Annotated in this window: 11 protein-coding genes; 8 read left to right on the top strand and 3 right to left on the bottom strand. The window is 40.0% G+C overall.

The genetic code is table 11. The features are described from left to right. Position 1: 1 nt before the first annotated feature. The 4 genes from V6Z54_RS17980 to mutL all read left to right on the top strand — a co-directional run bounded on the left by V6Z54_RS17980 (position 2) and on the right by mutL (position 6,073). Positions 2-436 (top strand): RicAFT regulatory complex protein RicA family protein, encoded by a 435-nt coding sequence (locus V6Z54_RS17980; protein ID WP_008358013.1) that lies wholly within the window; start codon positions 2-4, stop codon positions 434-436. A gap of 467 nt (positions 437-903) precedes the next feature. Further along, positions 904-1,449 carry an outer spore coat protein CotE gene (cotE, locus tag V6Z54_RS17975; protein ID WP_041084785.1) on the top strand — a complete coding sequence of 182 codons (546 nt, stop codon included), beginning with the start codon at positions 904-906 and terminating at the stop codon, positions 1,447-1,449. A 124-nt stretch (positions 1,450-1,573) separates the two neighbouring features. After that, positions 1,574-4,150: a DNA mismatch repair protein MutS gene (mutS, locus tag V6Z54_RS17970; protein WP_269103502.1), complete on the top strand. Its 2,577-nt coding sequence runs from the start codon at positions 1,574-1,576 to the stop codon at positions 4,148-4,150. A gap of 21 nt (positions 4,151-4,171) precedes the next feature. After that, complete coding sequence (mutL, locus tag V6Z54_RS17965; RefSeq protein WP_305960459.1) at positions 4,172-6,073, top strand: DNA mismatch repair endonuclease MutL; 1,902 nt, start codon at positions 4,172-4,174, stop codon at positions 6,071-6,073. Between the two features lie 231 nt (positions 6,074-6,304). Here mutL and bslA read toward each other — a convergent pair whose 3' ends face one another. After that, the gene (gene bslA / locus V6Z54_RS17960) at positions 6,305-6,829 is read right to left on the bottom strand and encodes a biofilm surface layer hydrophobin BslA (protein ID WP_041084782.1); all 525 of its coding nucleotides are present in this window, start codon (positions 6,827-6,829) and stop codon (positions 6,305-6,307) included. Between the two features lie 123 nt (positions 6,830-6,952). Next, positions 6,953-7,357 (bottom strand): hypothetical protein, encoded by a 405-nt coding sequence (locus tag V6Z54_RS17955; RefSeq protein WP_073979729.1) that lies wholly within the window; start codon positions 7,355-7,357, stop codon positions 6,953-6,955. 68 nt (positions 7,358-7,425) lie between these two features. Between V6Z54_RS17955 and V6Z54_RS17950 the strand changes: the two genes are divergently transcribed. From V6Z54_RS17950 to V6Z54_RS17935, 4 genes are all read left to right on the top strand, one after another. Next, on the top strand, positions 7,426-7,677 hold the full coding sequence (locus tag V6Z54_RS17950) for a hypothetical protein (protein ID WP_155761592.1): 252 nt from the start codon (positions 7,426-7,428) through the stop codon (positions 7,675-7,677). Between the two features lie 246 nt (positions 7,678-7,923). Continuing rightward, positions 7,924-8,397, top strand: coding sequence for a CarD family transcriptional regulator (locus V6Z54_RS17945; protein ID WP_039178750.1), 474 nt, complete (start codon positions 7,924-7,926; stop codon positions 8,395-8,397). A 308-nt stretch (positions 8,398-8,705) separates the two neighbouring features. After that, complete coding sequence (locus V6Z54_RS17940; protein WP_041084779.1) at positions 8,706-9,455, top strand: poly-gamma-glutamate hydrolase family protein; 750 nt, start codon at positions 8,706-8,708, stop codon at positions 9,453-9,455. A 162-nt stretch (positions 9,456-9,617) separates the two neighbouring features. Further along, entirely contained in the window at positions 9,618-10,766 is a 1,149-nt protein-coding gene (locus V6Z54_RS17935) for a Rap family tetratricopeptide repeat protein (RefSeq protein WP_041084778.1), read from the top strand. A gap of 90 nt (positions 10,767-10,856) precedes the next feature. Here V6Z54_RS17935 and V6Z54_RS17930 read toward each other — a convergent pair whose 3' ends face one another. Further along, the gene (locus V6Z54_RS17930; RefSeq protein ID WP_269103500.1) at positions 10,857-12,182 is read right to left on the bottom strand and encodes a S8 family peptidase; all 1,326 of its coding nucleotides are present in this window, start codon (positions 12,180-12,182) and stop codon (positions 10,857-10,859) included. Between the last annotated feature and the right edge of the window lie 376 nt (positions 12,183-12,558).

The raw sequence follows: 12,558 nt of genomic DNA, 5'->3' as shown, positions 1-12,558 counted from the left end.
AATGACACTTTATTCAAAGAAAGAGATTGTCGAGCGTGCAAGAGAGCTCGCTAAAATGATTTCTGAAACGGAAGAAGTTGATTTCTTCAAAAAAGCAGAAGCGCAAATCAATGAAAATACAAAAATTTCAACGATCATTAATCAAATTAAGGCGCTTCAAAAACAAGCTGTGAACTTAAAGCATTACGGCAAACATGAAGCCTTAAAGCAAGTCGAAGAAAAAATCGATGCCCTGCAAGAAGAACTGGATGATATCCCAGTCATTCAAGAATTCAAAGAATCACAAATGGAAGTCAATTCCCTGCTTCAGCTTGTAGCGCACACAATTTCGAACCAAGTAACAGATGAAATCATTCTTTCAACCGGCGGTGACCTTTTATTAGGAGAAACCGGTTCAAAAGTGAAAAACTCATCACCAAGTTGCTCCATTAAATGAGAAAACCCCGCAGATGCGGGGTTTTTTATTATATAGAATATATGTTATTTGTATTTTGCTACTGCATCAACAACAAAATGTTGATGCAGTAGCCCTTGTATTTCGTAAAAAATAAATATTATATTGAAGTGTTATCAACTAAAAATGAATTGATTCTACAGATTAAAAGATTTGAATTGAAACTTAATACTTAATCCAAAAATATTTATTACAATATGAAACTCTCTCATAAAATCCCCTCCCTATATAAAGAAGGGCTACTATCTTTATTACATCAAATGACACCATTTCAGTCAACCCCAATCTCTCACTCTCCAACTTTTCCAATTTTCAAGGCAAGTTTATGGGCGACCATGCATACACTGAAACAGAAATGAATTTAATTGAACATGAAGTTCAAAATCGTGACACACTAGACGAATGCCCAGCATAAGATAAAACGATCAAGAACAAGGAGGCATGCCGGAATGTCTGAATACAGAGAAATTATTACAAAAGCGGTGGTTGCAAAAGGGAGGAAATTCACCCAAAGCACACACACCATTTCTCCATCGCAAAAACCAACCAGCATCCTAGGTGGTTGGATCATTAATCATAAGTATGATGCTGAAAAGGTCGGTAAAACGGTTGAAATCGAAGGAACATTTGATATTAACGTATGGTACTCTTACGCTGACAACACGAAAACAGAAGTCGTCACAGAGCGTGTGAAGTATGTAGACATCATTAAACTGAGATATAAAGATAAAAATTTTCTTGATGATGAGCACGAAGTGATTGCGAAAGTATTGCAGCAGCCCAATTGCTTAGAAGTAACCATTTCTCCAAATGGCAATAAAATTATCGTTCAGGCAGAACGCGAATTCATTGCTGAGGTAGTCGGTGAAACAAAAATTGTCGTAGAGGTCGATTCAAGCTGGAAAGAAAAAGATGATCACGAGTGGGAAGAAGAAGTGGATGAGGAGTTAGAGGATATTCATCCAGAATTCCTAGCAGGTGATCCAGAAGAGTAAGGAATGACTAGGGCGCATATCTCCCTAGTTTTTTTGTGCCTGTTCTAGGAGAAAAAAGGTGATTTTTTATGCTATAATTGAAGATGGTATGAATTCGAAAGTAATATAGTGAGGGATTAGAAATATGGCAAGTTATACGCCCATGATACAGCAATATTTAAAGATCAAGGCAGATTATCAAGATGCCTTTTTATTTTTTCGCTTAGGCGATTTTTATGAGATGTTTTTTGATGATGCAAAAGAAGCGGCGCAAGAACTAGAAATTACGTTAACAAGCAGAGACGGCGGCACAATTCCAATGTGCGGCGTTCCTTATCATTCTGCTTCTGCATACATAGAACAATTGATTTCAAAAGGCTACAAGGTCGCCATTTGTGAGCAGGTGGAAGACCCTAAAACGGCAAAAGGTGTGGTCAAAAGGGAAGTCGTTCAACTGATTACACCAGGTACCGTCATGGATGGTAAAGGTTTAAGTGAAAACGAGAACAACTTCATTGCATCTGTTACCAGCTTTCAAAATGGGTACGGTCTTGCACTGTCTGATTTATCAACAGGTGAAAACATGGCGGCTTTCATCGATCGCTTAGATGAAGTCGTATCAGAAATTTATTCTGTCGGTGCAAAAGAAATTGTGGTGTCAAAGCAGCTGGATGAGGAAACAGTCAAAACCCTTAAAGAACGCTGCCAAGCGACCATTTCATACGAAGATAGTGATGAATTATTAGAGGAAGCTGAACAGCTCGTTTCCCATCTTGACGACAAGTTAAAAACGGCATTTTTAACACTATATGCCTACTTAAGAAGAACGCAAAAAAGAAGCTTGGATCACCTTCAAAAAGTTCAAGTGTTTGAGCTTGAACAAACGATGAAAATCGATCTTTACTCAAAACGAAACCTTGAATTAACAGAAACGATTCGTTCAAAAAGCAAAAAAGGCTCTTTATTATGGCTGTTAGATGAAACAAAAACAGCGATGGGCGGCAGACTGCTCAAGCAATGGATCGACCGGCCGCTCATTCGTCTTTCGCAAATCAACGAGCGTCAGGAAATGGTGCAAATTTTGATGGATCATTTCTTTGAGCGAGAGGATCTGCGCGAACGATTAAAGCAAGTATATGATCTTGAGCGTCTAGCGGGCCGCGTGGCATTTGGTAACGTGAATGCTCGTGACCTCATTCAGCTCAAGGAATCTTTAAAACAAGTACCGGATATTAAACAACTCGTTCAATCATTACCAGAGGAAATGGCAAAATCAAGAGCGAATGAGATTGATCCTTGCGGTGACTTGCTTGATTTATTAGAAGATGCACTTTATGAAAATCCGCCGATGACGATAAAAGAAGGCAATTTGATTAAAGATGGCTACAATGCAAAATTAGATGAATACCGTGATGCCAGCCGAAACGGAAAGGACTGGATTGCACGTCTCGAACAGCAGGAAAGAGAATATACCGGCATTCGCTCATTAAAAGTCGGGTTTAATAAAGTGTTTGGTTATTATATCGAAGTGACACGTGCGAATACACATCTGCTTGAGGAAGGGCGTTATGAAAGAAAACAAACGCTTGCCAATGCAGAGCGGTATATCACACCAGAATTAAAAGAAAAAGAAGCACTGATTCTTGAAGCAGAATCAAATATTAACGAATTGGAATATGAACTATTTACAGCTCTCAGGGAGCAAGTAAAAGGCTATATTCCAAGATTACAGCTGCTCGCAAAACAAATGAGTGAGCTGGATGCGCTTCAATGCTTTGCGACTGTTAGTGAAAAGCGCCGTTATATCCGGCCGGAATTCTCAGAGGATAACGTGGATGTCAAAGATGGCCGTCACCCTGTCGTTGAAAAAGTGCTGGATCACCAGGAATATGTACCGAATGACTGCCATATGGGAAAAGGCAGACAAACCTTACTCATCACTGGACCGAATATGTCAGGGAAAAGTACGTACATGAGACAAATGGCACTCATCTCGATTCTTGCGCAGATTGGCTGCTTCGTTCCTGCGTCAAAGGCGACGCTTCCAATCTTCGATCAAATCTTTACACGTATTGGTGCAGCAGATGATTTGATTTCTGGTCAAAGTACTTTTATGGTAGAGATGCTCGAAGCAAAAAATGCGATGGTGCACGCAACGAAAAACAGCTTGATTTTATTTGATGAAATTGGACGCGGGACAAGCACCTATGATGGAATGGCGCTTGCGCAGGCGATCATTGAATTTGTTCATGATCATATTGGAGCCAAAACCCTATTTTCTACACATTACCATGAGCTTACGGTTCTTGAATCTCAATTAAGCGAGCTCAAAAATGTTCATGTGCGAGCTGAAGAGCATGAAGGCACAGTCGTTTTCTTACATCAAATCAAAGAAGGTGCAGCTGATAAAAGCTATGGTATTCATGTAGCGCAGCTTGCTGAATTGCCTGATGCCATCATCAATAGAGCCCAGACCATTTTAACGGAGCTTGAGAGCGGATCACATGACGTGACCCCGAACGTATCTGCAGCACCAAAAGTAGAAAAGACTGAAGAAAAACAGCAGCTATCTTTCTTTGAAGTAGAAGAAAAACCGCAGCCAAAAGCTGCTCTAAAACAGAAAGATCAAGCGGTCATCGATGAATTAAAATCATACAACCTAATGGATATGACGCCGCTTGAAGCTATGACAAAGCTGTATGAATTGCAAAAGAAATTATAATGTAAGGTGAGGTGAGCAGAAATGGCAAAGATTATTCAGTTATCCGATGACCTATCCAATAAAATTGCTGCAGGTGAAGTGGTCGAGCGCCCAGCTTCTGTTGTAAAGGAGCTTGTGGAAAATGCGATCGATGCAAAAAGTACAGTGATTGAAATCGATGTAGAAGAAGCAGGTCTTTCTTCTATAAGGATTATTGATAATGGTGTTGGAATCGATGCTGAAGATTGTAAGCTCGCCTTCCAGCGCCATGCAACGAGTAAAATCAAAGACGAAAATGATCTGTTCCGTGTCAGAACCCTTGGGTTCAGGGGAGAGGCACTGCCAAGTATTGCATCTGTCTCTCATTTAGAAATGAAAACGAGTACTGGCGAAGGAGCTGGTACACACCTAGCTTTGCAAGGCGGGAAAATCATTTCAGAGAAAAAAACCTCTGGCCGCCGCGGCACTGAGATTGTGGTCACCAACTTATTTTACAATACGCCAGCTCGCCTGAAATATATGAAAACCGTTCATACGGAGCTTGGTAATATATCGGATGTGGTCAATCGAATTGCGCTAGCTCATCCCGAAGTATCGATCCGTTTGCGTCATCAAGGAAAAGTCCTGCTCCAGACGAATGGAAATGGAGATGTGCGTCATGTACTTGCGGCCATTTACGGGACAGCTGTGGCTAAAAAAATGCTGCCGCTTCACGTACAATCACTTGATTTTGAAGTGAAAGGATATATTTCGTTACCTGAAGTGACAAGGGCATCACGGAATTATATGTCTTCTGTTGTAAACGGCCGATATGTCAAACATTTTCCGCTCGTGAAAGCGATCCATGAAGGATATCACACGCTGCTTCCGATTGGCCGTCATCCAATTACATTTATTGAGATGAAGATGGATCCAATTTTAGTAGATGTGAACGTTCATCCTTCGAAGCTTGAAGTGAGACTAAGTAAAGAACAGGAACTTCATGAGCTGATTAAACAAGGAATTAAGGAAGTATTTCAAAAGCAGCAGCTCATTCCAAGTGCTTCAGTACCAAAAAAAGCACAAATGCCAGCTGTGAAAAATGAGCAGCAATCCTTAACCTTTGATGCGAAACAAGGTAACTCAAGCCCAGCGGAAATACCGCTAACCTATCAGCCGGAGCCGCACGAGTCGGTCGTATACGAGACAAGTCATACCGATGGATACGGGATGCCTAAACAAGAGAAGACAGAGGCATCATCACCAGTATCTTATGAAGAAGTATCATCTGAGCGTATTCATTTAGAGGAATCCGCCGCTTCATTTGAAGATGAAGAGACGGTACTGTATGAAGATGTGACAGAGACGATTCCTGAAAACGAACGCGTTCCTGTGATGTATCCAATTGGGCAAATGCACGGCACATATATTTTGGCTCAAAATGAACGAGGGCTTTATATCATTGACCAGCATGCGGCTCAAGAGCGAATCAAGTATGAGTATTATCGCGAGAAAGTGGGAGAGATCGAACAGGAAGTGCAAGAAATGCTCGTCCCCTTAACATTTCACTACTCGAAAAACGATATGCTGATCATTGAAGAGCATAAGGATATTCTAGCGAAAGTGGGGGTCTTCTTAGAGCCCTTTGGTTCAGGAAGCTACATCGTTCGTTCGCATCCGCAGTGGTTTCCGAAAGGTGAAGAGGCTGAACTGATCGAAGAGATTATAGAGCAAGTGCTTGATGAAAAGCGTGTTGATATCAAGAAACTGAGAGAAGAAGCGGCGATTATGATGAGCTGCAAAGGCTCAATCAAAGCAAATCGTCATTTGCGTCATGATGAAATCAAAGCCTTATTAGATGAACTCCGGACAACGAAGGATCCATTCACCTGTCCACACGGCCGGCCAATCATTATTCATCACTCCACTTATGAAATGGAGAAGATGTTTAAGCGGGTGATGTGATATAAAAAAGCGCTCTTAACAGAGCGCTCAGCGTGTAGACAAACCCTCGCATTCGCCCGCAGTCCTGCGCTTCGGTGCTCACGAATGTCAAATTCGCTCCGCTCCGATGCTCGTCCTTCCTAGACTGCAAAGGTTTTCTATCACGCTGAAAAAAAGACAAAGGGCTAAAATTAAGATCATTTTAGCCCTTTGTCAACAATCTGAAGCGCTCTTAACAGAGCGCTTTTTTATTTAGCATCCGCAAGGATCTGGCGGTGTGACCACAACTGGCCGTGTATTAATATCAATCGTATCTTCTGCATAAAATGTGGAACCGATGCTGATGGCTCGATTTTCTGCACGGAACGTGTATGTACCTGCAGCAGGGAGTACTTTATGTGATAGCTTTAATGTATATTTGGAAATTCCAAGCAAATCCAATCTGAGCGGAATACGAACGGTCTGTCCGTTGTTCAAAATGTAGCTGTCTTTTAATGCTTTACCGTTCATAATGTCTTTCGTTGTTGCTTGGAAACCCTTTGGCAGAGTGAACTCAACCGCACCAAGACTTAGAACAGAATTTGGGCTGTATGTCAGCTCAATGTCAGAAAAAGACCATTCCTGCTTACTTGCTCCTGTAATTTTTGCGTAAAGTGCAGCTGGTTTTGCATTTGTTGTTGCTTTACCTGCTCCTTCAGCAGATGCAGACAGCGGTACTGACAGCGTCATAACCAATGTGAGCATCCCCATCATAAGAATCGTCCATGTTTTTTTCATTTTTTTCTTCCCCCTTGTTGAATATAGGTAAATAATAGATGATTACACCCATTATTTACCTATAATGTTACCATATTACCATATGGTATTAAATGGTATAATGTACCCTTATTTTGTCATTCTTTAGTAATAGCGGGGAAATAGCGCATTCGGTTGATTCATTCCGTAAAAATGGCTTTGCATTTGCTGGTTTGTTGGCATCATCATATGCATATCTTGGTAACCGTATGGATGGTGTGGCATCATCCCATATCCACCATAATGGCCTAAATGATGGTGATCCTTCATTGGAACATGCTTTGGAAAGTAATCATGCTGATTTGGAAACGTTGAATAAGGTGAATGATGATGCGGATGGTGCGCATTATACACATCTTTTTTACCGCTATGATAATGGTTTGGCATATTCATATGATCATGCATGTTTGGCGCGATCATATGCTCATGATTGGCTGTATACACATTTTCAAATGTGTGATAGGGATTTTCTTGATGATAATGATTCATTTGGCTGTTCATATCGTTCATGTATATCTCATCCTTTATGTCAGGTTGCCATATTCTATGAGACAGATATGCTTCATGAGCCTATCCATATGAAAGAAAAAAACCGGCTTTTCAGCCGGGAAAAGGAAAAGCAGGTAAAGCGTCAAGCCTTAATAGCTATGTCTTCTTCTACGACGCTTTTTACATCTGCTGCAGACACTTTTAGGAAAATAACAGGGATCGTAGCTTCGAGAAGTATCCCAAAAATCGCTCTCAAACCATTTATCTTTTTTATGACAAAACTTTTTTTCTTTACATGGATCCTCATGGCAATGATCGTCATGCTTTTTATAGCAGTTTGAGTGGGAATGTTTGCACTTGCATTTGCACATTGTCATCCCTCCTAAATGTGACTCAATGCTAGTATATGCAAGAAAGAGTCATGAGGACTGGATGCTCTCGCTTCTTTTATAAAAAAAGGCTTTTTTCTAAAAAAACTCAAACAAAAAGAATTGACTAGTGCTAAATTAACATGATAAAATATAAATTTTTATCCTCTGATGAAATGTGTTATAATGAGATTGTGAATACTTTCGGAGGTGGCGGATTTGTTTCAAATAGGTGATAAAATTGTTTATCCAATGCATGGAGCCGGTGTGATTGAAGGAATGGAAGAAAAAGAGATCTTAGGTAAGACGCAGGAATATTTTCTGATTCAAATGCCGAATATGCAGATGATGGTCCCAAAAGGCAGAATCAATCAACTAGGTATACGTCCGGTAGCAGATCAAGCAACGCTGAAAGTTGTGATGAACAATTTTGCAGAAGAAACAAACGACGACACGCTTACTTGGAAGCAAAGATATGATGAAAATCTGAAAAAGCTAAAAACAGGTGCGATCGAAGATGGTGCAGATGTTGTCAAAGATCTAATGAGACGAAATCAGAAGAAAGCATTAAATTCAAGTGAAAAGAAGATGCTTGAAGATGCAAGAGGCATGTTAGTGAGTGAGATTTCACTTGCACAGGGACTGTCGCAAGATGAAGTGATGACTGCTTTAGAGAATGAATTAAGAATGTAATAATGATATACAGAGACTGGCTGTTAACAGAAGGGGGAACTCCTTTTGTTTACAGCTTTTTTGTTTGGAAAAAGAATAATATTGCCATTTTTGTAGGTTATTTTAACTAAAGTTGAAATGAGGTCATACGGTTTAGTTTTTAAGTGCACAACAAAAATTCAAAGACCTCAGAAATACCTAGATGACATTAAAAACAGGTAAGTTCTCCTGATTCATTCAAATGAGCCGGACAACCTTTGAATTTTTTAAGTCATTGATAGTAAAATATTGCGGTAAGATGGCACCTAAGAGAAAAAAGGAGCGGTGAAATGAAAAGGTTACTAATATGTGGATTTATCTTTCTTATTTTGTGTACTCTTTTAATGGTGAAATGCAGCCATTCTGTTCAAGAAAAAAAAGAGCAAAAGCAGCATTATCAAGAGGTAGAAAAGTATCAAAAAGAGCGAAAAAAAGGTGATCAATATGAAAGTTTTAAACAGCTCATACGATATGAAAGAGAAGGGTATGAGATAGAATTTCACGAAAAGGGCGGAAGTGATTTACTCGTATTTTCTCCTCATGGAGGTGAAATTGAACCAGGAACAAGTGAAATTGTAGAAGCCTTTCAAGAAAGGTACTCTACGTATTTGTTTGAAGGTACAAAGCAAGACAATAACCGGGACCTGCATATCACGAGTACCAATTTTGATGAACCCATTTTGGTTCAAATGATTAAAACGTATCCTTTTTCAATTTCCATCCACGGCTATAAAAGTGATAAAAGACACACGCTCGTTGGCGGCACAAATGAAAAAATGCAAAGAGCAGTTGTACGAGAACTAAAAGATCGGGGATTTTCCGCAGAAATGGTACAAAAAGGCGAACGGCTTTCTGGTACAGATCCTAAAAATATAAATAATCGAAATGCGAGTGGTGAAAGCGTTCAGCTCGAAATTAGTACAGCGCAAAGAGAAGCTTTTTTTGACAATTTTGAGACGAGAAAAGGAAAGAAAAAAGCATTCAGACGCTATATTAATGCGTTAAAAGAAGTACTAAGAGAATTCGACCCGTCTTCGTAAAAAAGTTTTGATGGGCAAAAGTACTCTATTTAAACTTGGTAAAAAAGATAGGAATATGCGATTTGAACATAAAATATGTAATAACTTACAATTTGCCTTAAAAACATAAATTATGTAAAATAATAGTTATCAGTTTGATATGATAGAATGGGGCTGAAGTGGATGGCACACAAAATACCATCTTCCGAAGTAGGTGTAAAGATCAATCAATGGTACACTCATATTTGTAAATTTGAAGTTGAACAGGCAAACGGCATGAAGCGCCTTGTTGAAGAAGAAATTCATGATATGGAAGAGGATCAAGATTTACTCCTATATTATTCTCTAATGGATTTTCGCCATCAAATGATGCTTCAGCACTTAGCGCCAGTCCATGCGGGGAGTGAAACGCTTCAAGCAGTGTCCTTTCCTAAAGAAATTGACGATGCAGAAGATGAGATGACAGGCTTACTTGGCTATTATTTTCATTTTTTTCATGGAATGTACGCGTTTATCCAGCGCCGATATATCGAGGCCATTTCATATTACAAGCATGCCGAACATCAACTGATTTTAGTGACAGATGAGATCGAAAAAGCAGAATTCTACTATAAAATCGCAGAAGTATACTATCATATGAAACAAACCTATTTCTCCATGCACTATGCTAAAAAGGCGAGAGACATCTATAAGAAACATCAGCTTTATGGAAAAAGAAGCATTCAATGTGATTTTGTCATGGCAGGTAATTGGATTGATGTCAATCAGTATCAAAAAGCGCTTCCTTATTTAGAAAAAGCTTTAAAAGTCTGTGAAGCGATGGAACAAAAAGAATGCACATCTTACTTTAAAGCTATGGCTCTTAATAACTTAGGCACTTGTCATTATAGTATGGGAACGTACCATACAGCGACTGTCTTTTTTGAACAAGCTATTTCACTTTATCAGAAAGATCAAGCATCCACGATGATCAAATCGTTGTTTTCACTTGCCCTTACTTGTTTTAAACTCGGAGATATTCAGCGGGCGGGCGAGGCCATATCTAAAGGAATGAAAGAGGCTTGTGTATTGGAAGATGAAATTTATCAATTGAAATTCCAATTTTTGCAGGCGCTCTATATAGAAAAAGACGGCTGTGAGCAATTGAGGTCGGCCCTTTTTGGTCTGAGAAATAAAAAAATGTTTGCTGATTTAGAGGAATTAGCACTTGATGCGGCTAATTATTATAAGGAACGCGACATGTACAAGGAATCCTCCACTTTTTTTGAGATTGTGATCGAAGCGCGTACGCACATTCAAAAAGGAGATGAGATGTATGAGAACGAAGCATAACATGTCAGCTGCTCAAGTAGATGAAAGACTTCACACTTAAAAATGAGACAAACAACACCCTTTACGCATAAACGTAAAGGGCTTTTTTCTTTATTCTTTGATTGCTTTTTCTGCGTCAATTGCACCTGCTCCATAAATCATCGGATCATCCCCAGACCACTTGCTTGTATTTTCTTTTAACAGGGCTTTGACTTCATCTGGCGTTAAATCTGGTGAATGCTCTAATAGTAGAGCGCAAATACCAGCACAAATCGGTGTTGCCATCGATGTGCCAGATAACGTTGTATAGTCATCATCGACTCTGCTTGATTTATCGAGTTTATCCAGAAAGGATCTTGGTGATCTGAGAGAAACGATGTTTACTCCTGGTGCGAGGATATCAGGCTTTGCTTCCCCGTAAACAGTAGGTCCTCTGCTTGAAAACGGTGCCACGACATCGTCACTTGATTCTGGTGTATTCCTGTCATCATAGGCTCCGACCGTAATAACTTTTTGACTGACAGCAGGGCTTGCAATTGTCTGGCTGTTAGGACCAGAGTTTCCGGCAGCGACGCATACAACAATCCCTTGATCCCAAGCCGCATTGACAGCACGCACCATTGGATCGTCCTGTTCGTCATCATAACGCTGCGCAGCTCCGCCTAGCGACATACTGATAATATGAATCGGATCATCAGGGTTGTCTTCGTTGAACTGCATGCACCATTCAACACCTTCTATAATAGTAGAAAGTGATCCAGCGCCTTGTTTATTTAACACTTTCACGCCAATCAGATTTGTTTTTGGGGCAGGCCCTTTGTATAAGCCGTCTGAGGCGGCTCCATCTCCCGCGACATCTCCCGCGCAGTGAGTACCGTGGCCATTATCATCATAAGGCTTTGTTTTTTGTTTGACTAAATCCACAAAATCTCGAATTCTTCCATCTAAATCTTCATGCGGATAAATTCCCGTGTCAATGACAGCGACCGTTATGCCTTCCCCGGTTAAAGTTGTCCCGTTTCGGATGACTTCATCAGCATGGCTTGCTTGTGTGGCTACATCCAGCAGCGCATGAACTTTCCGATCTAAATAAATTTTACGAATATGCTCACCGTTTGCTAATAGCTCCTCTAAAGCAGCAGGCGTTAAATCAGCAGCGCAGCAGTCGATATGTGAAAAATGCCGTTTTATATTTGTTTTTCTGCTTTTTTTCATTAACTGTTTTGTGCTTTGAATCCCTGCCTCGGCTGCACCTTCCTTAAATTCAATGATTACACGAAGCTTCTTTTTCTTCTTCAGCCTGCCTTCGAAAAAACGATGAAGAAAGCATGGCGTCCATTTAAAAGGTTTATAAAGTTGAAGAACGGTCTCTCTTAAAGGCTGATCTAGTTTACTAGCATGTGTTCTGACCATTTGCACCATAGAAAATCCAAACATGTGATGCCCTCCATTCCAGCTATCCATTCTTGTACACTCTTACGTTATGTGATTGAGAACAGCTTGGTTCGGATTCTTGTCCCTCCTTTTCTTTATATTGGCGGCTTGCCTATGCCTTTTAAAAAAGAAAAGCGCTTACATTTTGTAAAATAATAGAAAAAGGTGGAAATCATGTAGAATCTGCCGATGATAGGTGGGAGAGTTCTTCTGAGAGAACCAGTGAAACAAAGGATTTTGCAGAAAAAGGAGGGTTGTGGACAGGGTCAATGCTCATATAAATGTGATGCGTGACAGATGGAAAAAATCAAATCCTTATCAAAAAAAGCCGAATTAAAGAAAACAGACTGGATAGGACTAGGTCATATTAAACATAACG

Origin of the sequence: Bacillus sp. MAG717A (assembly GCF_036884855.1) — a bacterium.
Taxonomy (GTDB): Bacteria; Bacillota; Bacilli; order Bacillales; family Bacillaceae; genus Bacillus; species Bacillus safensis.
Note: the sequence above shows the minus strand (reverse complement) of the source record. Positions and strands in the feature narration are given on the sequence as shown.

Bases quoted from the DNA above. Each gene is read 5' to 3' on its own strand.
- V6Z54_RS17980 (WP_008358013.1), top strand. From the start codon at position 2: ATGACACTTTATTCAAAGAAAGAGATTGTCGAGCGTGCAAGAGAGCTC.
- cotE (WP_041084785.1), top strand. From the start codon at position 904: ATGTCTGAATACAGAGAAATTATTACAAAAGCGGTGGTTGCAAAAGGG.
- mutS (WP_269103502.1), top strand. From the start codon at position 1,574: ATGGCAAGTTATACGCCCATGATACAGCAATATTTAAAGATCAAGGCA.
- mutL (WP_305960459.1), top strand. From the start codon at position 4,172: ATGGCAAAGATTATTCAGTTATCCGATGACCTATCCAATAAAATTGCT.
- bslA (WP_041084782.1), bottom strand. From the start codon at position 6,829: ATGAAAAAAACATGGACGATTCTTATGATGGGGATGCTCACATTGGTT.
- V6Z54_RS17955 (WP_073979729.1), bottom strand. From the start codon at position 7,357: ATGAACGATATGAACAGCCAAATGAATCATTATCATCAAGAAAATCCC.
- V6Z54_RS17950 (WP_155761592.1), top strand. From the start codon at position 7,426: ATGAAAGAAAAAAACCGGCTTTTCAGCCGGGAAAAGGAAAAGCAGGTA.
- V6Z54_RS17940 (WP_041084779.1), top strand. From the start codon at position 8,706: ATGAAAAGGTTACTAATATGTGGATTTATCTTTCTTATTTTGTGTACT.
- V6Z54_RS17935 (WP_041084778.1), top strand. From the start codon at position 9,618: ATGGCACACAAAATACCATCTTCCGAAGTAGGTGTAAAGATCAATCAA.
- V6Z54_RS17930 (WP_269103500.1), bottom strand. From the start codon at position 12,182: ATGTTTGGATTTTCTATGGTGCAAATGGTCAGAACACATGCTAGTAAA.